We start from the raw sequence: 20,813 nt of genomic DNA, 5'->3' as shown, positions 1-20,813 counted from the left end.
CGGCGAACCCGTCGATCACCTGGTGGATCAACGCGGTGGTGCCCGGATTCTGCGCGTCGCGGTACCGGGGTGTGCCGACGGTGGCGTACTCGACGGGGAACGTCTATCCCCTGCGCCCCACCAGCACCGGTGGCGCGACGGAGCTCGACCCGATCGGGCCCGTCGGCATGTACGCGCAGTCGTGCGCGGCCCGCGAGCAGGCGTTCGCGCAGGCAGCCGAGCGGTGGGGTACGCCGACGACGATCTACCGTCTCAACTACGCGTGTGAGCTGCGCTACGGCGTGATCGCCGACATCGCGCAGACGATTGCCGCAGGGGAACCCGTCGATGTGACCATGCCGGCCGTCAATGTGGTCTGGCAACGCGATTCGAATGCATGGTCGTGGCAGGCACTCGACCTGGCCGGCACGCCGGCGGAGATTCTCAACGGCACCGGCCCAGAAACCCTCTCGACGAGAGCCATCGCCGAGCAGCTCGCCGCCCACGCGGGCTGGGATCTGCAGATCACCGGCGAGGAGGCCGACACCGCGCTGCTCAGCAACGCCGCCAAATGCCACGCGCTTTTCGGCTACCCCAGCGTCGCGCCCGCGACGATCATCGAGTGGGTGGCGAAGTGGGTATCCGACGGCGGCCGCGCCCTCGGCAAGCCCACGAAGTTCCAGCGACGCGACGGAGGATTCTGATGCATCTCTTTGGCACACCGCCGTACGTCATGCCGGCGCACCCCCTCGCCGTGACGGCGGAGGGGACCCCAGACTGGGCCGCACAACGGCTCCTGACTAGGTACTATGCCGCGTGCGGCGCGAGCGGCGTCGGCGTGGCCGTGCACACCACGCAGTTCGAGATTCACCACGATCACGACGTGCTGCGTCGCGTGTTCGCGGAGGCCGCCGACATCGTCCAGCAGTTCGGACCTGAAACGAGCCTCGTCGCGGGCATCGCCGGAGATGCCGAGCAGGCCGCGACGGAGGCCGCCATGGCCCGCGACCTCGGCTACGTCGCCGCGCTGCTGTCGCCCTACGGGCTCACCGACCGCACCGAGGCCGGCACGCTCGCCCGCGCGAAGGCCGTCGCCGCGGAGCTACCCGTCGTCGGGTTCTACATGCAGGAAGCCGTCGGTGGGTTCTACCTCTCACGTAAGTTCTGGGACGAGCTGCTGCAGATCGAGAACCTCGTCGCCATCAAGGTGGCGCCCTTCGACCGCTACCGCACGAAGGACGTGGCCGAGGAGATCCTGCGCAGTGGTCGCGACGACGTGCTCCTTCTGACCGGTAACGACGACGCCATCGTCGCCGACCTGCTCCTCCCCTACCGCACGGCTGACAAGGAGCTTCGCTTCTCCGGCGGCCTGCTCGGCCAATGGGCCGTGGGCACGAAGGCGGCCGTCGACCTCACTCGCCAGATCTGGGACGGCAACGGCTCCCCCGTCGATCAGGACGTGCTCGCCACGGCCACCGCGATGGTGGACATCAACCAGGCCCTGTTCGACCCGGAGCACCGCTTCGCCGGGTCGATCGCAGGCGTCAATGAGCTGCTGCGCCAACAGGGGCTGCTCGCGTCGTCGCGCTGCCTGTCTGACACCGAGGTGCTCGCCGACGGCCAAGCCGACCGCATCGCGCTCATGCGCGAGCGCTACCCCGAGCTGCTCGACGAGACCTTCATCGCTGAGCATCTCGACGAGTGGAAGCGCGACGTGGCCTGAGCAGTTGCCTCAGCTTAAGCGGGCGTTGCCGGCTCCTCAATTGCAGGGCCCGGAAGGTTCCGGGCTGCTCTCAGTCACCATCTCCCAGAGAACGCCTCAGCAGGCCAGCGCCAGTTGGGCTCTCCGGAGTTCACATAAACCCCGAACTTCTGCTCAGTGCCCAACTTGCGACGCCGATCCGTAACACCCATGGGGATAAGTTCCCAGAGCATATGAACTACATCACCCACAGATTCACCGTGCTCACACATCCGATTGGCCAAGGCCTGAGTACGGAGTCGAGATTTGACTGATGCGGCATGAATGTCATGCTAATAGCGCGTGGTCGCATCAGTATTGGATAGATTTGGCCCAATACTGATGCGTTTGGCGAAGCATTTCAAAATGCTTCAACTGAGTAAGATTTGACTTCTCAGTAGCCCTAAGGCAGATGAATAAACCGCCCGACTCAGCTACGGCGTAAATACTCGAACTTCAAAAGACTTTCCACGCACTTCCGTGGGGCGGATGACACTGCTCGGCTGCATGGAGCCATCCAACTCGAGCGAATAATCATCAGACCGCAGAATATGAATTCTATACTTGTTACCTTGCCACTGGCGCACTGTTGACACATCATCCCAGCCACGTGGGAGCAGAGGTTCGATGTGCAGTCCATCCAGCTCAGCTCTCAACCCGAGGAGGCCATCTATGACATTCAAGCGAAACCAAGCCGGTGCACCCGAGCTGATGATGTTGCTACTTCTACCAGGTGAACTTCCATAGGGGCTTTGGTAGTAGTTCGGCCACCAAAGGGGAGATCCTGCCCTCACAGCTGAATCATCAGGGTCTCGCAAGGGACAAACGGACTGCATAATCTGCAACGCCCGATTCGGATCTTTCAACTTAATTTCAGCTGCAGCCAGCATCATCGCACCGTGGGTGTAGCACGATCCATTCTCGGCTGTGCCGGGCCGTTTCGCCGACTCTCTACCAATATCCGTCCGCTCCTTGAGAAATGGCGGGTCGTAGAGCACAGGTCCGTATTCCGTGATGCATCTTGAATGCACTGTTTCCATCGCAATCCGAGCGCGTTCTGGAGAAGCCACTTGCGAAAGCACGGCCCACGCCTGCATCAGCATGGGCACATTGCCGTCAGGATCAGTGGACGTACAGAAACCTATTCCCGCATCCGTGAAGCCCCGGATATACCATTCGCCATCCCAAGCATGCTTATTCAAAGAAGTGGAAACTTCATCTGCAGCGTTACGTAGGCGTACGGCATCATGCTCTCGCCCACATGCCTCCAGGATGGGAAGCAGCTCGTTTATGGCATGCACGAGAGCCATCGATGTCCACACCGATTCTCCGCGACCTTCTCGGCCTGCTGCTTCTAGAGGGTCACTCCAATCGCCATCCAGAAAAAGAACCAGACCGTGAGTGCCCCGGTTGTTGAGCGTCCAGTCCAGACCACGGACAACTACATCCAAGATGGTTCCATGTTTCGAGGTCTCTCCCAGAAACGCGAAGTCGTGCGTTTCCTTCACGTATCTAGCAGTAGTGAACGCAACCCAAGTGGGAATATCATTGTGGCGCTGCTTTTCCAGCTCAGCCGTTCTTGCATCGGGGTTGGGAAACTTGGAGCTGGAGCGTCGAATAAAGCCATCAGATTCAGACAGAAGCGCTACCTCACGGATCCTGCGCTTGAGCCAACTGGGATCCGCACCCAGCATCCCAAGCGCATCCTGGAGATTATTGCGCCAGTTGTGGTCCGGGCCTCTTCGCGCTGACTCCGTCTGCTGTTCAAGCTGCACCCGGCCCCACGTATTGAGCTGCGTGGCGAGCGCACTGTCTGGAAGGAGCGTATCGTCCCCGACGCGCTCTTTGTTGAGTCCTTCCAACGCGCGGCGCAAAAGCTCCTCGGGATCAGCAATCTCGCGAGCTTCCTGCCTGCATTCTTCCAACGTCTCACCGGTTCCTAGCACAAACCAGAGGTTTTCCCTGGCACCCGGCTTCAGTTCAATGTGGTGGCGGAGAGCGAAAATAGTAGGCTCAGAGGAGGATCCTCGGTTGGGCAAGGGAGCGCTTGACCAACCAACTTCTTCACCGGCCCGGACGTCTGCTCCCCGAAAATCAATGAGTGACCCGCACCACTGCTCTGCTGGAATATTGCATACCCAATACGCCGCGAACCGGTATTTCGGCGTCTCTGCATGGTATCGACTCGCTAGCAGTGCACCCGACACGCCATCTCGCTCAACATGTTCCTGCTGGATTCCGTTGGCTCGCCCCTCCAGTAGAATGTAGTTGACGGAGGTTAACTGCACAGCCTTCATGCCATCAGTTTCATTCATTAAGCTCAAAGCAACGAGCTGCCGCCCAGTATCCCGTTCCAGAGTGACAGTCACATCAGCCTGGATACCGTTGGAGAATGTTCGCCACTCCGAGCAATGCGGCCCCTGAACACATTGGTACTTTTCCGCAGATCCGGGTGCATCACCACCAACCGCAGACCATGGCGTCGCGCTTCCGTCATCAACCACAAAATTAAGACCTTTAGAAATAATGTTCTCTGCGAAGGCATACCGGTACAAACCCATTCCTCGCTGATCAACTGAAAGATGAAATAGTCCTCCAGCCGACTGCATAAAATTAGGCCAAGGTAGGGGAGTAGACGGTGAGTCAATCACCAGCTCCCCTGTTGCGGACATGACTCCAAGCGGTTCGTCTCCCCTGCGGATTGCAATGTTATGTTGGCCCATCAACACCGATCTCCTTGCGACATACACACCCCGACCACAGCGCCCGCGCGTCTCCAGATCGACAGCTACATCAAGCAGCGCGTTCGAGAAAGAAATGCTTTACTGCATCCTAGCCCGGGACGTGCGACCTTGACAACCCCGTGATCACTAGGGGCGCTTCCCAGGCGCCAGAGACACCTGTTGACACTAGCGAAAACCTTTTCTACTCTGTATGGAGTACGGATTATGGAGTACGCAAGCCAAGGCTTACAGCCAAGGAACCAACCCGAGTCCAATGGAGGAATCGTGAAGATCAAGTCTCTAGCAGCGACCGCTCTAGCCAGTACCCTCTTGTTCTCCGTGAGCGCATGTGGTGGCGACACCGAAGGTTCAACGGACATGAACAAGGAGGTCAACCTCTGGATGTACCCAGTGATCGCCGATGAAGCGAAGAACCAGTCCTTCTGGGATGAGCAGAAGAAGAATTTTGAGAACGCCAACCCTGGAATGACCCTCAACGTCGAACTGCGGGCATGGGCGAACCGAGACGAGCAGCTGGCAACTGCCATCGCAGCAGGGGAAGGGCCTGATCTCGTTTACTTGATCCCCGACCAAATTCCAAGTTATGTAGAAACTGGGGGTATTGTTCCCGTCACAGATATTGTAGACGAGCTTGGCGACGCAGTCCTCCCGAATGCTGTCAATGCAGTAACTGTAAACGAGGACAAGTTTGGTGTTCCAGTGCTTGCTACCGTCAGCCCAATTGCATGGAACAAAACGCTCTTCGATGAGGCGGGAGTGGATAAGCTCCCGGAAACATGGGAAGAGGTGAAGGCTGCAGCACCTGCCCTCGCCGCAAAAGGCCACCCAATCATGGCGTTCTACGGCACATTCATCCAGGCCTACTACTACCCATTGCTATACCAAGCAGGCGGATCTCTCTATTCCGAAGATGGTACACAGGTTGCTTTCAACTCACCCGAGGGTGTCGAAGCGCTAGAGTTCCTTGTGGATCTTGCGAAGGCTGGCGGCCTTCCTGAGGACGCTGCCGTCGCGGATGCAAGTGCAGAAAATGATTACTTCTCATCCGGTACAGTCGCGATGACGTCGAACCTTGACCCCGCACGAGTGGAAGAAACCAAGAAGCTACTCGGCGATGGCCTGGTGATCGGAAAAGGTCTGAAGCACAAGGAGGTGGTTGCTGGTGGAACCGTGGGTGCCATCTCACGCACTTCGACCAGGAAGGATAATGACGAAGCCGCAAAGGCTGCCCTCAAGTTCCTAGGTTCTGCTGAATTCTCGAAGTCATTCAACGATGTGAACGGAATGCTGCCGGCTAGGAATGATGTGACCCTTTCAGAGATGACGCCGGAAATCCAGGCACAAATGGACGCACTCGACATCATGCTCCCCGGGGTTCCCCACACCAAGACCCGACAGATAACCGGTGTGCTCACCCCTCATATTCAGGCCGCGATCAAGGGAGACAAGACCCCAAAGGAAGCTCTCGATGCTGCAGCACAGGAGGCAGAGAGCATCATGAAGTGACGGCATGGTGGGAGTATCCCCAGCAGGGGATACTCCCACCATATAGATCTAAACATCCGTCGCTGACAACGGAGCACCCATGCTGAAACGATCATCAACTAAACAATCCCGAAGGCAGGCTTGGATTGGTTTCCTTTTTGTCTTGCCCATACTAGTCCTCTTCATAGTATTCCGCTTGATACCACTGATCGGGTCCGTGGGAATTAGCCTCTTCGACTATAGGCTGTCTGGAATTGGCGACTTTATCGGACTTAGCAACTTCGAGCGGCTGCTAGGAGACGCGGTATTTTGGAAGGCGATGGTTACGACACTGTGGTACGTAGCCATGTATGTGCCACTAGTGATAATAGTAGCCTTCTCTTGCGCTGCGCTTCTTAACCAGCTCCGCTTCGGAGTGGGAGTAGCGCGCGGAATACTCTTCCTCCCTTACGTAACTTCTTATGTCTTAGCAGGACTAGTGTGGAAATGGGTTCTGGCTCCAGACGGATTGATTAACGGTATCATTTCCAAATGGAACTGGGAGAAGGTGCCCTTTCTCTATGGAGATTCTTGGCTTGTACTGCTGAGCCTTGTGGTCGTTGCGGTTTGGAAGGGCTTCGGCTACTCAATGTTGATTCTACTCGCAGGCATGCAGGCAGTCCCAGAGGAACTTCACGAAGCCGCGGAAGTAGATGGTGCGAACGCTCGCCAAAGGTTCTTCCGGATCACAGTGCCCATGCTGAAGCCGGTTGTTTTCTTTGTCCTAGTAATCGAAACCATTGCTGGTTTCCAGACGTTCGACGCAGTTTACGTCATGACAGGGGGTGGCCCTGCCAGAGCTAGCTATACCGTCGTGTACCTACTTTACGAAACGGGCTTCAAGTACTTCGACTTTGGGTACGCTTCGGCAATCGGCATTGCTGTAGCAATTGTGATCATGGCAATTTCCTTGATCCAAAGAAAGCTTCTGGAGGATAAAGACCATGACTAAGGAAACTCTCAAGTCAACGAGATCACGGAAGATCGTGCTTGGCCAGTCAGCAGCGTGGGTAGCTTTGGCGATCATGGGGATATTTACACTCTTCCCATTCTTCATAACTTTCATTTTGGCCCTTTCAGTCGAAGGCGAACCAACACTGCCCCATGCGCTGCCCCGTAGTCTGACGCTGGACAATATTACTCGCGCATTATCCAGCAGGGATCTTGTAACATGGATCATTAACTCTGTAACCTATTCGCTAGTGTCCACAGTAGCAGTGCTTTTGCTCTGCAGCATGGCTGGATACGCATTTGCTAAGAAGCCCTTCCCGGGAAGCAACATTCTCATGTGGTGCTTCCTAGCGACTCTAATGGTCCCAGCGCACGTCACGCTTATCCCCCTCTTTGCTACCGTCTCAAAGCTTGGAGGAATCAATACGATGTGGGGGTTGATAATCCCCACCATCGCGAACTCCCAGGCCGTCTTTCTCATGAGGCAGTTCATCGCCGGTATACCGGATGAGCTACTCGAGTCAGCGCGCATGGATGGCGCTGGAGAACTGCGCATTTTCTTCCAGATGATCCTCCCACTATCAAAGCCTGTACTGGCAACGGTAGGAATTTTCGTGTTCTTGTGGCATTGGAACGACTTCCTTTGGCCACTTGTGGTAGCACAGAGCAGCAAAGCACGCACCCTTACAGTTGGGCTGGCAAGCATGGGAACCGAATCAGCCTCCCTAGCATCAACAATGGCTTCGGCGGCCATTACAGTTATCCCTTGCCTCATTATTTTCTTCATGCTGCAGCGATACCTAATTCGCGGCATTACAGCAGGCGCACTCAAGGGCTGACCATGAAGCCACCTACAGGTGTCACGAGCTCATGAGATACCTGGATTTCATTATTTAATATGCTGTTTACAAAGGAGTAACAAATGAGTCTCAATCTTAATAAGAAGTCAGCATTCTTCTCACGTGGGCTTGTGTTAGCCCGATTAGCTACGGCTCTAGTCATTGGTACAGCCCTACTACTGACTAGCGTCACCACCACCTCAGCCGACACCACAGGGGCATCTGCCGCGGCGACAGGCCAGCTGGTCAATCACGGAGAGCAGATCCGTAAGGTGCAAGTCGGAGCTTCTGAGTTCTTCCGAGATCAAGATGGGACCCCTCACGCGCTGTACGTGGTGAGCGGAAACTCTACCGTGACTGCCGAGGTAGGGGTAATGAATCTAGAGACTGAACAGCTCGTCTTCCACACCCGGGTTCCTGCAGGATCCAGTGCCATCGGGAGCGCATTCAACCCTGTTGATGGCAAAGTATATTTTGGGATGTCTGATTCAGGTCACCTATACAGCTACGATACTGCTCACCAAAGTCTACAGCACCTCATTACGGTCCCGGCTGGGCAACGCGTATGGAATCTCACGGTAGCAGATGACGGCACCGTCTGGTTCGGCGTCTACCCAACTGCCAACCTCTATTCGTTCGATCCCAAGACTGGAGAGCTTGAGAATCACGGTTCACCGAATCCATCCGAGCAGTACCTAGGCGCAGTTGCTGTATCAGGTCGAAACGTGTATGTCGGCAGTCAACCTAACGGGAAGATGGCTGTGTTCGACCGTGATTCAAGAAGCTACAGAGCCATCTCGATGCCGGACGGCTTCGCAGTGCAGCCTATGCGAAACATTGATCTACGTGGCAACCTTCTATTTGCAAGCGGAAATAACCAAATTGCCGTCCTTGACCTTTCTTCAGGGCTTTGGGTTGATGTCATCGAGAACACCAACCCGACCGTTTCTCCCGTGAACCCCTCGGATGATTCATTGATCTATCTCAGAGCGAATGGTTCCATTCACTCTTATAATTTATCCACCCTTGAGCTCAAACCAATTCACTGGGGGCCCAATGCTGGGCCACAGACGTGGAGCTGGGGTTCTATCAACGGTGAGCTCATGCTCCTCTTCACCTACTGGAATCAGGGAAGAACATATGGCATGAACCTTGACACAATGAAAGGCATTTACATCGTCCCTGATTTTGAAGGCTCAGGGGCACCATTGATAAGCCTGGGTCGCGATAATGTCGGAAACATATATTCTGGCGGCTTCTTGAGCCCTCCCGGTATTGCTAAATTCGATACCAGAACTGGCAAGTCCACCCTCCTACCTGGAATTATACAAGTCGAGGGTTTTGGGCTCTTTGGGAATGATCTGGTATTTGGACGCTATCCAAGTGGGGGACTGTATCGCTACGATCCTTCCGAGCCATGGAGGCTGGGGGTTAATCCACAGGACCAACTCCTTCTCGGGCACGAGCAAAACCGGCCTCAAGATTTTCTTCAATGGAATGAAGATATGATGTTAGTGACTTCCGTTCCCGATCCCGGACGTCACGGTGGAGCGATCAGCCGTTGGTACCCGGAAACAGGTTCAGTCGATGTCTTTAGAGATGTTGTCAAGAACCAGACTCCAGTCTCTCTATCTCGTCTAGATGACAAGATTATCGTTGGATCATCCATTCACGGCGGGTATGGAGTTAACCCTGTTACAGACTCCGCAAGCATCGCTATGTGGGACCCGGAAACTGGCCAGACTGCGTGGACAGATCGCCCTTTCGAACGTGCTACGAGCATTAGTGGCCTGACGTTCTCACGAGACCGACACCTGTGGGGTGTCCTCGATTCTCGTACTGTCTTCGAGTACGATGTCGAGAGTAGAAGAGTGCTCCGAACAATTACTATTGGAGATAACGCTGCTCCTCGCTACGGCGAGCGCGACGAACTTATTTTTGATGGTGAGAAGTTATACGGCGTTACTGCTGGAACATTTTTCGTGATAAGCCCCGAATCGGGAGCACTTGACATCATTGCCCGCTCTGGCAAAGACGCAGAGTTCTCATCAATCGAAACCCTCACACAGGATACCCATGGCGATTTCTATATGGTGGTGAACTCGACCGAGCTCGCTTCGTACAGGAAGCCAGAAGTGTCCTCACACAATCACTGAATAGCAACACACTGGTGCTTCACACTGGCGAGAGTGTCTCAGAATCGATCCAATCAATCCGGAATGATGCCCACTTACTAATAACGGCAAAAAGTTTTCGTTAGTCTAGTGCCATTGTCCTATATAGAGAGTTTGCTTCGGGCGCGGATGTAATCATCCTGCGCCCGAAGCTCCTGTACAGATTCCTTGGCTTCCCGTCGCTGACGAGGTGAACGACGCGGCTTCTGACCTGAGCTACGCGCGCTTCCCCGTCGTGCCGCGCACGCGCAGTTCGGGTGTGAGCTCCACTCGGCTGGGCACACCGTCGAGAGCTTTGATGCCCATGTCCATGGCAAGGCGGCCCACTTCGTCGAGAGGTAGATGCGCCGACGTGAGCGGGGGGACGGTGTCGCGGGCGAACTCGATGTCATTGAAGCCGGTGACGGACATCTGCTCGGGCACGGCGATGCCCCGCTCGCGCAAGCAGGCGAGCACGCCGAAGGCCATCTGGTCAGCGGTGGTGGCGATCGCCGTCAGCCCGGCGGCATCGTCGGAATCAAGTAGCCCGACGCACGCGTCGTGGCCGCCGTCGCGGGTGGGGGCGGTGCGTCGGACGACCAACTCGTCGCCGAACACGTCGCGGAAACCGGCGATGCGGTCGGCCATAGAGAGCAGGTTCGAATCCCCCGCGAGGAGGGCCGCCCGACGATGTCCCAGCTCGTGCAGATGCTCGGCCACCTGCCGGGCAGCGAGGCGGTTGTTGACGTCGATCCTGGACACGCTCAGATCGGCGCTCACCTCGTGCGGCCCAATCAGCACGGCGGAATTGCCGCCCTTCACGAATGCGACCAGGCTCTTCTCGAGCGCGTCGGAGTGAATAGGGTCATCCAAACCCGACGCGGCGACGATCATCACGTCGACACGCTGGGCGCGAAGCCGACGCAGCACGTCGAGCTCATTGCTGGGGTCGCGGTACGTGTTGACGATGGTCACCATGTAGCCAGCCTTCGCCGCCACTTCATGGATGCCGCCGATCATCGTCGAGAAGAACGGGTCGGACACATCACCGACGAGCACCCCGACGGTCTGCGAGCGCCCCTGCAGCAGCCCGCGCGCATTGGCGTTCGGAACGTAATCGAGCTCAGCGGCCACTCGCTCCACCCGCTCGCGAAGCTCATCCTTCACGGGGTAGTCGCTGCCGGAGAGCACCCGCGACGCCGTCGCCAGCGAGACACCCGCCTGCTCCGCAATCGTCTTGAGGTTCACGCTTCCCATGACAAGGCACCCTACTGGGCAAGGGGGTCGCCAACCGGCCCTCCAACCGCCCCAATTCCTGACCCGACGCGCCGACGCCCGACACTATCCCCCATTCGAGGTGTGCTGAACCCGTCGGGCAACTAATGTGGCCTACTGTGAGCATCCCTGTGCAAGAGGAAGACCTCGCGCGCGTCACGATCATCTCGTCGGCGCGGCGCGTGGACTTGGCCCTCCCCGGTTCCGTGACGCTGAGCGAACTGCTCCCCAGCATCCTCAAGTTCGCCGGTCTCGAGTCGAACACCCCCACCGACGCCGTCCACGCGTGGGTGCTGCAACGCTTCGGGCAAGACCCCTTCGACCTCTACGCCCCCATCAGCAAGCTCGGCATCCGCGACGGCGAGACGCTCCACCTGCGCCAACGCGAGAACGCCATCCCCGACGCTGCCTTCGACGACGTCGTCGACGCCGTCGCCAGCGCCACCAACTCCCGCCCCTCGTGGCAACACCGACACTCGCGCATCATCGGGCTCATCTGCCTGTCAGCGGTGCTGCTCGGCATGCCGCTGCTGCTCATGCTCGGCACCTCCGACGAACGCCGCCTCGTACAAGGGCTCGTGCTCATCGCGACGGCGCTGCTGTCGTTCGGCGCGTTCATCGCTGCGGTGTCGTTGGCACGCGCCGCCAGGGAAAAACCGACGGCGACCGTCCTGGCCTGGATCAGCGTGGCGTTGGCGGCGCTCGTCGGATGGGACCTGCCGAACGTCATCGCCACCGAGGCCGCCCTCCACATCCACATCCTCATGGCGTCGTCGCTGGTCCTGCTCGCGGCGGCGGCGAACGCGCTCGCCGCGCGCGTGCACACCATGCCGCTATTCGCCGCGGCGCTGTTCGGCGCACTCATGCTCGCGGCCTCGTCGGTGATGGCCCTCAACTACGGCAACGACGACAAGGTCGCCGCCGGAACCATGGCGATGATGGCCCTCATCACGACGTTCATGCCGTCGCTCAGCTACAAGATCGCGGGCATCGCGCTGCCGAACCTTCCCGTCACGACCGAGGCAATGCTCGCCGACGAAACCCCAGTCCAGTCGGACATCGTGAGCCGCGCGCTCTTCGCCGACCGACTCCTCGGCGGCATGCTCATGGGCACGAGCGCCACCGCCGTCGCCGCCTCATTCATCACCATCACCAACGGCACGTGGTGGGCCGTGGCGCTCATCATCTGCGTCGGCCTGGCGTTCCTGCTGCGCGCCCGTGCGTTCGTCGGGCTGTCGCAGCGCATGGCACTCGTGCTGAGCGGAGCGATCATCTTTGGGCTCGGGCTGGTGTCCATCGCCTACGGCCTCACGTCGAGCTACGTCGGCCTCGGCGTACTATTCGGCATCACGCTGCTCATTGGGTACCTCTTCGCGCACTACTCAGCCGCCTGGCACAAGCGCGTGCTGTCGCCGACGTGGGGCCGCTGGGGCGACATCTTCGAGTGGCTCGCGATCATCGGCATCGTCCCGTTCATGCTGGGCGTGCTGAACTTCTACGTCTGGTTCCGGGGCCTCTTTAACTTCTGAGGCCTGCGAAGGCCCGCTGACGATATGGAATGTGGGAACCCACCGAAAAAGGTGGGTTCCCACATTCCATATTGACGACGTCGCCACTCCAGTGGTGGTTTCGATACGCGCCTTCGGCGCTACTCAACCACCGGTGGACGGCACGCGCCGCGCCCCGCCCGGTCACCGAGCCGAGTGAAAAACTTCAAAATCCGTACGCAGATTGACCAAACACCCCTAAATCGGGCACTTCATCTCATCTGCGTACGGATTTTGAAGTTTGGTGCTGTGTGGTTTCGATACACGGCCTACGGCCGCTACTCAACTACCGGGCACGGTGCGGTCAGGAGCCGAAAAGCATGCGGTATTCCATCGGGCTGGGGGGAACGATCACGCGCGCGAGGCGGCGCACGCTGGCGAGCACGACCTCGGTCTCGCCCAGGTCCTGGGCGCCCTTGACCTGCGAAGACGGCAGCGCGTAGGCCCGTCGGATGTTCTCGCTCGACTTGCTGTCCAGCGGAGTGAGGATGGCGATGTCGCTGTTGCGCAGCTCACCGACGGCTTTGCTCTCCGACGGGTCACCGATCCGCGCGATGGCCTGCCACGCGCCCAGCTGATGCGTCGGCTGGATGGCATCCATGTCGTCGATGATGAGGCTCGGCCTAAACGGGCGCCCTTGTCCGGGCACGTTCTCGGTGTCGCGCAGCAAATCGACGGTGCCTCCGCACGCCCGGATGGTATCGGCCAAGGCCAACCACTCGCGATGGTCCTCCGCCAGCACGGACAGGTGCGCGCCCAAACACACCGCGCGAAACGCGATCAACCACCGCATGTACTCCGGCACAGCCAGATACAGCCTGGTCGGCTGCGGGCGAAACAACCGCAGCGCGACGGGCCCGCCCGGCCCCCTGCCCAGCAGCAGCCCCGACGGCCCGGTGCTCACCACCGACACCACCGACTCACGGCCGGGCGCGAGCGCCTGCAACGTCTCAGTCGACATCAGTCCACCTGCCTTCCCAGCGGCACGGTCGCCAACAATCCGGGCACCTGCGAACCTCCGCGCGGGCCTAGCCTCACCCACGGCGGCAGCACCGTCTGCACGGCCTCGTCGGCGTCGCGTGCCTGTTCGTCGTCGTTCGTGACGAGCCGGACCGCACCGCGTGCAGGCTCGCCGGGCGAGACGGTGTACGACGTGAGGGCCATCATCGCGGGCGCGGCGGCGACGGCGTCGAGCAGCGCCTGGTACCCCTGGCTCGCGTCCTTGCCGAAGTGCTGCACTTCGCGCGCCTCGTGGGTGAGCCCGTCGCAGACCCACTTGTCCCACTCCTCGCGGCTGCGCTCCTCGCGAGGCTCGGGGCCGACCCCCGTACACGTGGCGAGCACGTCGGCGATCTGGTTCGGGTCGAGCGGCTCGGTGCTGATCCCCTGGCGCTTCAGCATGGCCTGCGCCCGGTGCAACCCGAACCGCAGCGTCGCGAACACACCGTTTTGCCCGAGCCCGCGACGCCCCACCGCCTCCAAGCACAGCCGCGGGTCGAGTCGCAACGCAATCCACGTCCGCCGCACCGCCGGGGGCGGGTACTCGTCACCCAAAATCTCCAGGTACGACGCGACGGCGGGCGAGTCGGGCGGCAGCATGGCCCGCGTCGGCGCCCCGACGGTGAACGTCACCACCTGAATACCGGCGAAAGTCACGTCGTCTTGCTTCGTGAGCTGCGCCAGCTCGTCGAGGTTGAGGAGGTTGCCGCGGTCGGAGAACATGTTGAGGTCTGACGTGAGCTCGACGATGCCCGTCCACGACTTCCCATCCGCGACGACGCCGATCTCGCCGTCGTGCGCATCCTTAATCTGCGTGATCTCGAGCTCCCTGAGCCACTGCGCCAGCGGCACGAGATCCTGCGGCTGTTCAGGCGCCTCATTGAACCGCTTCCTACGCCGCCCGAAGGCCCGACGGTGGGCAATCGTGCGCGGGATCGTGCGGCCGTTGACGGGCACCGTCAGCAACAACCCGACGAGCAACATCACCCCCGCGAGCACCCACGACCACGGCTGCTGCAGCGCGGCCAGCGCGAGTGCAATCACGATCATGATCTGCCAGAACACCACGAGGGGAATGTGCCGCGTCGAGCGCGCGCGCAACGGCGTCTGCGCTTTCGCAGCCGGAGCAGACTTCAACATGGCGTCCTTTCGAGACCGTGTCCGTGCGTAACTCTAGAGCCTCGCCGGAGCATTCACGGCACTTCCGACATCGCTCGCGCACCGTTTGCAGGCTAATCTGGCCCCGCACCGTCAAGTAGTGAGGGTAGAAATGGCGACACGCAAGGACCTCCTCAAGGCGCAGTCGTTCACGTCGCGCCGGATGATCGCCTCGTTCATCAACCGCGACCCAGACGACCCAACGCCCCCGCTGCGCCGCGTCGGCATGGCCACCTTCGTCTCGGTCCTGCTCGGCATCGTGTTGGTGGCGGGCTACACCCTCCTCGGCCTCATCAAGCCCGGCTCGAACCCGAACTGGAAGAGCACCGGTGTCGTCATCTCCGACACCCAATCGGGCGCGCTGTTCATCTACAGCGAGGAGGGCGACATGCTCATTCCTATGGCCGACGTCGCCTCCGCCCGGTTGAAAGCCGCCAGCGAGGAGGGCGGCATGCCCAACACCTCGAACGTGAAAACCGAGGCGCTGAGCGGCCTCGAACAAGCCCCCATGGAGGGCATTCCCGGTGCACCGCGCCAGCTCCCCGACCCGAAGAACATGACCGCCTACCCGTTGAAGATGTGCTCGACGGCACCCAACCTGGGCGGCGAGCGCTTCGTGACACTCGACTTCGATGCCCCGAACCCGGCGTCCTCCAGCTTCGCGTTCGTCGCGCAGCACTCGGACCGCTCCGAGTACCTCATCTTCGGCGGCAAGAAGCACCGGCTGTGGACTGACCCGACGAACAGCGGCCTCGCCATGGTCACCGACCTGCCGCGCATCCCCGTCGGCAATGCCTGGATCGCCGCGATGCCCGAGGGCCTGCCCATTCAGCCTCTCGAGATTCAGGGCCTCGGCGACGATAGCGGTCGCTGGGTTTCGGGCATGGCGCGCGGCGACATCGGGCGGGCGCCGTCGCCGAACAACGAAAACCAAGACCAATACTTCGTACAGACCGCCGAGGGCATCGTGCGTATCTCCTACCTCGACGCCGACGCGCTCATCCAGAAGTACCACCAGGGCAACGCGGGGGCAGTGCGGACGCTCAGTTCGCGCGACTTCAAGTCGATTGACCGCTTCAATCTGCCGGACCGCCGCAGCGCCGACGTGCCATGGGACCGCCCCGTCGGCCCCCCGCAGGATTCGAGCGTGGAATCCAAATCCGTGTGCGCGACGTGGAACGCCAAGAACCCGGACACCCCCACCATCAGCTACGGCGACGGCACCCCCAAGCTGCCCTCGACCTTCCGCGTGGCCGTTGGTAACGCATTCGACTACCTCGAGATGCCCACGTTGACGGGTGCGCTGCTGCGCAACGCGTCGTCGAAGGAAGACGACACCGCGACGTTCCTCGTCACCGATCGCAAGAAGTACGCCATTCCTACGACGGAGGCCCGCGCCGCGCTCGGCTACAAGGACGTCACTCCCGTGCCCGTGCCGGGCGGACTGCTGTCTCAGATTCCCGACGGGCTCGCCGAAGGCACCAGCCTCTCGCTTGAGAACGTGCGCTCACTGAGTGAGCAGGGAACCCCCGGCGGTAACTAGGCATCACCCATGCCCGTCTAGGTACTCCTACTCGATTCGGCACCAGAGTCGGGTAAATCTATTGGCAGTGACCCCTTCCGCCCGTAATGTCATACCCGACAGCACGGCAGCCCCGAGTGATTCGAAGTTGCCACCGATGCCGGCTTACACCGGCGTAACCGTCGAAGGGAATGAAATCATGGGCAACAAGTCCGTAGACCGCGCCGAAATGAACAAGGCTGCGCAGCAGATTGACACCAAGCACCAGCAGATCGTGGCGCTCCAGACGCGTCTCCGTGGCGAGATGCAGACCCTCGCCGCTTCCTGGACCGGTAAGGCCTCCACCGCCTTCCAGAACGGCTACCAGCGCTTCGATGAGGAGTACGAGAAGGTCAAGAACGGTCTCGAGCAGATCCACTCCGCTCTGACCGAGACGCACCGCGACTACAGCATCCGCGAGGATGAGAACTTGCAAGAGGCCAACAAGTTCATCGGCTCCATCTGATCTACCCGTACTTACATCACTCTTAAGGAGAATCAACAATGAGCGACGCAACCGTATACTCCCAGTCTGGCCTCCAGGAAGGCATCAGCTCCCTGAAGCGCGCCCACAAGGAACTCGTCGACATGCTCGAGACCCTCAAGGGCGAGCTCCGCACCTCGCTCGCGCAGTGGGAAGACAACGCCCGCCACGCCTACCAGGAAGTGCAGGAGCAGTGGGACCGTTCCGCTGAGCGCCAGAACGACATCATCCAGCGCATGCCCGTGCTCCTCGGCAACATCGCCGACGGCTACGACGCCACCGAGCGTTCGAACCAGTCGCGTTGGGCCTGAGTTTCAGCCAACGTTGCAAGAAAGGGTCCGGCTTCGGCCGGGCCCTTTCTTGTTGCGCTCGGGAATCGTCGACGGGCAGCCCTCCGCGTTCGGCAGGCTCATTCCTGGTGGCTTGGCCACGGGCGCGTCTCGCACTCAAGTGCGTCGGAGAGCCGACGGAGGTACTCGTCGCGTGGAATTTCCACGGCACCCAGCGTGGCGAGATGGTCGGTGAGCCACTGCACGTCGAGCAGCCTCACCCCCGCGCCGCGCAATTCGTCGACGAGGCGCAACAGCGCCACTTTCGACGCGTCGCGCCCCACGTCAGGATCGTGGAACATCGATTCGCCTGCGAACAGCCCACGGATGTGGACGCCGTACAGCCCACCGGCCAGGGCGCCGTCGGGGGTCCATACCTCGACGCTGTGCGCGACGCCCGCGTCATGCAGTTGGCGGTAGCAGGTGGCGATGCGGTCGTCGATCCAGGCGCCTTCGCGCGACGGGTCGGCACAGCGCTCAAGCACGTCGGTGAATGCCGCATCTACCGTGGTCACATAGCGTTTCGCGGATTTCTTCAGGCTGCGCGTCACCCGCATGCCGTCGAGCGGCAGCACCCCACGGCGCACCGGCGACCACCACCCCATGATGCCCTCGACCGGCATCGGGAACACTCCGGCTGCGTACGCCTCGACGGTGACGTGCGCGTCGAATTCTTCGGAGATGCCGATGAGGTCCTGGTCGGGCCAGGTCGCGGCATCGCCGAAGATGGTGCTGAGCATGCACCCAGTGTTGCATCGCCCCTCAGCCGTGGCCACCGCGACGATGCTTGGTGCCATGTGCGAACCTTGGAGGTGGAGGAGCGCCATGGACAACAACCAACTTGCCAATGCTGAACACATGTCCGCCGACGTGTTTCATCAGATTCTCGAACTCGCCATCACCGGCAAGGGTGGGCTCGCGGGTGCCAAAACCGTCGCGAAACAGCAGCTCGAAAAGGCCGGCAACCACGACGCGGCCGTGCGCGCCGTCGTGACGCAACACCTGACGCTCGCGGGCGGCCAGGGGTTCGCGACGAACTGGGGCGGGCTGCTGATGTCCGTCGTGACGATCCCCGCGAACGTCGCCGCATCGTCGTTCGTGCAGGCCAGGATGGTGGCCGCCGTCGCGCACCTTCGTGGCTATGAGCTGGCCGATCCGCGCGTGCGCACCGCCATCTTGATGTGCATGCTCGGCCCCTCGGCCAGCCAGGCGCTCGTCGCGAAGGGTGTGCTGCCGAGTTCGCCGCTCATGGTGGCCACCGCGCCGGTGTTCGACGACAACCTCGACGGCGCCGTCGCGAAGGCCCTTCTCGAGCGGGCGCTCAGCGCCGTGGGCGGCAAACGACTCGGGCTCATGGTGCTGAAGGGGATTCCGCTGGTGGGTGGCGGCGTCGGCGCTGCCGTCGATGCGTGGAGCACCAGGCATATCGCCAATCACACCCTGGCGGAGCTGCCGAACCGTCGCCCGAAGTCGAAGACCTCAGCGTCCTGAGAGGTACCGACGCGTCACCCGCGGCGTCACGAGGCAGGTCACTTCGTAGGGGATGGTGCCCATGAGGTCGGCGAGTTCGTGCGTCGTGATGCGCTCATTGCCGGACGCACCCAGCAGCACCACCTCGGCGCCCTCGGGGATGTCCGATTCTGGGCCGAGGTCGACGAGAATCTGGTCCATGCACACGCGCCCCACGACGGGGTAGGAGCGCCCGGCGATGAGCACCCGCCCGCGCGAGGAGTTCAGGCGTGAGAACCCGTCGCCATACCCGGCGGCGACCGTGGCGATGGTGGTATCGCGCGGGGCGCGCCAGGTGAGCCCGTAGGAGACCCCGTCGCCTTCGTTGATGTGTTTCACGAGTGTGACGCGTGAGGTCCAGCGTGCGACGGGCTCCAGCAGCCCCTGCTCATCCCGGTTGAGTTCGGGAGCGGACCCGTACAGCGCAATGCCCGGGCGAATGGCGTTGTCATCCCCCAAGTCGTGGTTCAAGATGGCGCCGGAGTTGCCCGAGTGCACCCACTGCACGTCGCACACTTGCTTCACGTCCGCGACGGCCTGCGCGAACCGATCGTGCTGCTGGCCGGTGAACTCGCGCCCCTCCTCGACGTCGGAGACCGCATAGTGAGTCATCACGCCCTCGAGGTGGAGGTGCGGGTTGTTGGCGATGGCGACGGCGGCCGCGCGCGCCTCGTCGGGCATGATGCCGACGCGGTGCATGCCGGTGTCGACGCTCAGGTGCACGTTGGCGACCTTGCCGAGCTGACGCGCGGCGTCGGCGATGACGTCGATGCTCCGAAGCGAGCCGACGACGAGGCTCACGTCGCCCGCAACCGCGCTCGGGAGCTCTTCGGCCAAGGCTGGGCTGAGTTTGAGCAGCATGCAACTCATACCCGCTGCTCGCAGGGTCAGGGCCTCGTTGACAGTGGCGACGCCGAAGCCCAGCACGTCTGGTTCCAGGTGCTTCGCGACGGGAACCAGGCCGTGGCCGTACGCGTCGGCCTTGACCGCGGCGATGACTGCGCGTCCTCCACCGTGGGTGCGAACGGTCTCGAGGTTTCGAGCGATGGCTCGCAGGTCGACGACGAACTCAGTGGACGGCATTTTCCTATGGTAGACCTACGATTCCTGAGCTCGCGCTGGCGATATGAACCAGATGGGTGGCAGACTGGCCCTATGTCTAATGACCAATGGAATCAGGGCCAGAGCGGCCAGTGGCCCTCCGACCAGGACGGCAATTGGGGCGCGCAGCCCGAAACACAACAGAGCAGCAACGAGTGGGGCGCCCAGCAGCCGCAGGCTTCCGCCAACGAGTGGGGCCAGCAGCCGCAGGCATCCGCCAACGAGTGGGGCCAGCAGGCACAGCACTCCGCCAGCGAATGGAACGCAGGCGCCGACCAGCAGGCACAGAACTGGAACCAGCAGCCGCAGGCCTCGGCTTCCGAATGGAACGCCGGCCAAGATCAGCAGGCGCAGGCTTGGGATCAGCAGGGCCAGCAGAACTGGGATCAGCAGCAGCCGCAGGCCTCGGCGTCCGAGTGGCACGCCGGTCAGCCGCAGCAGCAGGGCCAGGCTTGGGATCAGCAGGGCCAGCAGAACTGGAACCAGGCGCCCGGCCAGTACCAGCAGCAACAGTGGCAGAACCCGTCGCAGCCTGGCGGTGGCGGCCTGTTCAGCCTGGACTTCACGAAGTTCTCACTGCCGCAAAGCGGCAAGCTCGTGTGGCTCATCGGCATCGTCGTGATCGCCATTGTGTGGCTGTTCGACTTCATCTCCCTGCTCACCTCCGGCACCACCCTCGAGATCGGTGGCATCTCGACCTCCGCTGGCGAACCGAAGGCGATGGACATCGTCCGCGGGCTGGTGTCCGGCCTCGCTATGGCAGCGCTCAAGATCGTGCTGCTTCGCGTCGCCATCGAGGGCGTGATTGCCCTGGTGAAGATCGCCGAGAACGGCAAGTCCGACGACTAATCCTCACGTTTGTTCTCAAGGAGAGGGAGTCCCGACGAGGGGCTCCCTCTTTGCATGCCCGCGCGAAACC

General features: G+C 60.9%; 18 protein-coding genes. 12 read left to right on the top strand and 6 right to left on the bottom strand.

Going from position 1 to position 20,813, the window contains the following annotated elements; genetic code table 11:
* Both Q0X68_RS00630 and Q0X68_RS00625 read left to right on the top strand, forming a co-directional pair.
* On the top strand, positions 1–683 hold a 683-nt coding region (locus tag Q0X68_RS00630; RefSeq protein WP_297746022.1), incomplete at its 5' end, for an NAD(P)-dependent oxidoreductase.
* Positions 683–1,702, top strand: coding sequence for a dihydrodipicolinate synthase family protein (locus Q0X68_RS00625; RefSeq protein ID WP_297746020.1), 1,020 nt, complete (start codon positions 683–685; stop codon positions 1,700–1,702). The genes Q0X68_RS00630 and Q0X68_RS00625, both read left to right, overlap by 1 nt.
* Before the next feature lie 452 nt (positions 1,703–2,154).
* Here Q0X68_RS00625 and Q0X68_RS00620 read toward each other — a convergent pair whose 3' ends face one another.
* Positions 2,155–4,329, bottom strand: a complete 2,175-nt coding sequence (locus Q0X68_RS00620) for a GH36-type glycosyl hydrolase domain-containing protein (RefSeq protein WP_297746017.1) — start codon at positions 4,327–4,329, stop codon at positions 2,155–2,157.
* Between the two features lie 399 nt (positions 4,330–4,728).
* Here Q0X68_RS00620 and Q0X68_RS00615 point away from each other — a divergent pair, with 399 nt between their 5' ends.
* The 4 genes from Q0X68_RS00615 (at position 4,729) to Q0X68_RS00600 (ending at position 9,934) form a co-directional block, all read left to right on the top strand.
* Positions 4,729–5,970: an ABC transporter substrate-binding protein gene (locus tag Q0X68_RS00615; protein WP_297746014.1), complete on the top strand. Its 1,242-nt coding sequence runs from the start codon at positions 4,729–4,731 to the stop codon at positions 5,968–5,970.
* Positions 5,971–6,049: 79 nt separating this feature from the next.
* Entirely contained in the window at positions 6,050–6,940 is an 891-nt protein-coding gene (locus Q0X68_RS00610; RefSeq protein WP_297746011.1) for a carbohydrate ABC transporter permease, read from the top strand.
* Positions 6,933–7,778 carry a carbohydrate ABC transporter permease gene (locus tag Q0X68_RS00605; protein WP_297746008.1) on the top strand — a complete coding sequence of 282 codons (846 nt, stop codon included), beginning with the start codon at positions 6,933–6,935 and terminating at the stop codon, positions 7,776–7,778. The genes Q0X68_RS00610 and Q0X68_RS00605 overlap by 8 nt, the downstream gene beginning before the upstream one ends.
* An 83-nt stretch (positions 7,779–7,861) precedes the next feature.
* Positions 7,862–9,934, top strand: a complete 2,073-nt coding sequence (locus tag Q0X68_RS00600) for a hypothetical protein (protein WP_297746005.1) — start codon at positions 7,862–7,864, stop codon at positions 9,932–9,934.
* A gap of 234 nt (positions 9,935–10,168) precedes the next feature.
* Here Q0X68_RS00600 and Q0X68_RS00595 read toward each other — a convergent pair whose 3' ends face one another.
* Positions 10,169–11,188: a LacI family DNA-binding transcriptional regulator gene (locus Q0X68_RS00595; RefSeq protein WP_297746003.1), complete on the bottom strand. Its 1,020-nt coding sequence runs from the start codon at positions 11,186–11,188 to the stop codon at positions 10,169–10,171.
* A gap of 137 nt (positions 11,189–11,325) precedes the next feature.
* On the opposite strand from Q0X68_RS00595, the gene eccD reads away from it, so the two are divergent.
* Positions 11,326–12,735 carry a type VII secretion integral membrane protein EccD gene (gene eccD, locus Q0X68_RS00590; protein ID WP_297746000.1) on the top strand — a complete coding sequence of 470 codons (1,410 nt, stop codon included), beginning with the start codon at positions 11,326–11,328 and terminating at the stop codon, positions 12,733–12,735.
* Between the two features lie 322 nt (positions 12,736–13,057).
* Here the strand turns inward: eccD and Q0X68_RS00585 are convergent, their stop codons facing one another.
* Together Q0X68_RS00585 and eccE are read right to left on the bottom strand one after the other, a co-directional pair.
* Positions 13,058–13,714, bottom strand: a complete 657-nt coding sequence (locus Q0X68_RS00585; protein WP_297745996.1) for a hypothetical protein — start codon at positions 13,712–13,714, stop codon at positions 13,058–13,060.
* Positions 13,714–14,892: a type VII secretion protein EccE gene (gene eccE, locus Q0X68_RS00580; RefSeq protein WP_297745993.1), complete on the bottom strand. Its 1,179-nt coding sequence runs from the start codon at positions 14,890–14,892 to the stop codon at positions 13,714–13,716. The genes Q0X68_RS00585 and eccE overlap by 1 nt, the downstream gene beginning before the upstream one ends.
* Before the next feature lie 130 nt (positions 14,893–15,022).
* On the opposite strand from eccE, the gene eccB reads away from it, so the two are divergent.
* From eccB to Q0X68_RS00565, 3 genes are all read left to right on the top strand, one after another.
* Positions 15,023–16,453: a type VII secretion protein EccB gene (gene eccB, locus Q0X68_RS00575; protein WP_297745991.1), complete on the top strand. Its 1,431-nt coding sequence runs from the start codon at positions 15,023–15,025 to the stop codon at positions 16,451–16,453.
* A gap of 136 nt (positions 16,454–16,589) precedes the next feature.
* Positions 16,590–16,937 (top strand): WXG100 family type VII secretion target, encoded by a 348-nt coding sequence (locus Q0X68_RS00570; protein ID WP_297745987.1) that lies wholly within the window; start codon positions 16,590–16,592, stop codon positions 16,935–16,937.
* A 38-nt stretch (positions 16,938–16,975) separates the two neighbouring features.
* A complete protein-coding gene (locus tag Q0X68_RS00565; protein ID WP_108871018.1) occupies positions 16,976–17,266 on the top strand; it encodes a WXG100 family type VII secretion target in 291 nt (96 codons plus the stop codon).
* A 98-nt stretch (positions 17,267–17,364) separates the two neighbouring features.
* Here Q0X68_RS00565 and aat read toward each other — a convergent pair whose 3' ends face one another.
* Positions 17,365–18,081, bottom strand: coding sequence for a leucyl/phenylalanyl-tRNA--protein transferase (gene aat, locus Q0X68_RS00560; RefSeq protein WP_297745983.1), 717 nt, complete (start codon positions 18,079–18,081; stop codon positions 17,365–17,367).
* A 28-nt stretch (positions 18,082–18,109) separates the two neighbouring features.
* Here aat and Q0X68_RS00555 point away from each other — a divergent pair, with 28 nt between their 5' ends.
* Positions 18,110–18,775, top strand: a complete 666-nt coding sequence (locus Q0X68_RS00555; protein WP_297745980.1) for an EcsC family protein — start codon at positions 18,110–18,112, stop codon at positions 18,773–18,775.
* On the opposite strand, the gene alr is transcribed toward Q0X68_RS00555, so the two are convergent.
* Positions 18,764–19,876 (bottom strand): alanine racemase, encoded by a 1,113-nt coding sequence (gene alr, locus Q0X68_RS00550; protein WP_297745975.1) that lies wholly within the window; start codon positions 19,874–19,876, stop codon positions 18,764–18,766. The two genes, Q0X68_RS00555 and alr, sit on opposite strands and share 12 nt — an antisense overlap.
* 72 nt (positions 19,877–19,948) lie before the next feature.
* Here alr and Q0X68_RS00545 point away from each other — a divergent pair, with 72 nt between their 5' ends.
* Entirely contained in the window at positions 19,949–20,743 is a 795-nt protein-coding gene (locus Q0X68_RS00545; protein ID WP_297745972.1) for a DUF4282 domain-containing protein, read from the top strand.
* The last annotated feature ends 70 nt before the right edge of the window (positions 20,744–20,813 follow it).

The organism is uncultured Tessaracoccus sp., assembly GCF_947286155.1.
Classification (GTDB): Bacteria; Actinomycetota; Actinomycetes; order Propionibacteriales; family Propionibacteriaceae; genus Arachnia.
Note: the sequence above shows the minus strand (reverse complement) of the source record. Positions and strands in the feature narration are given on the sequence as shown.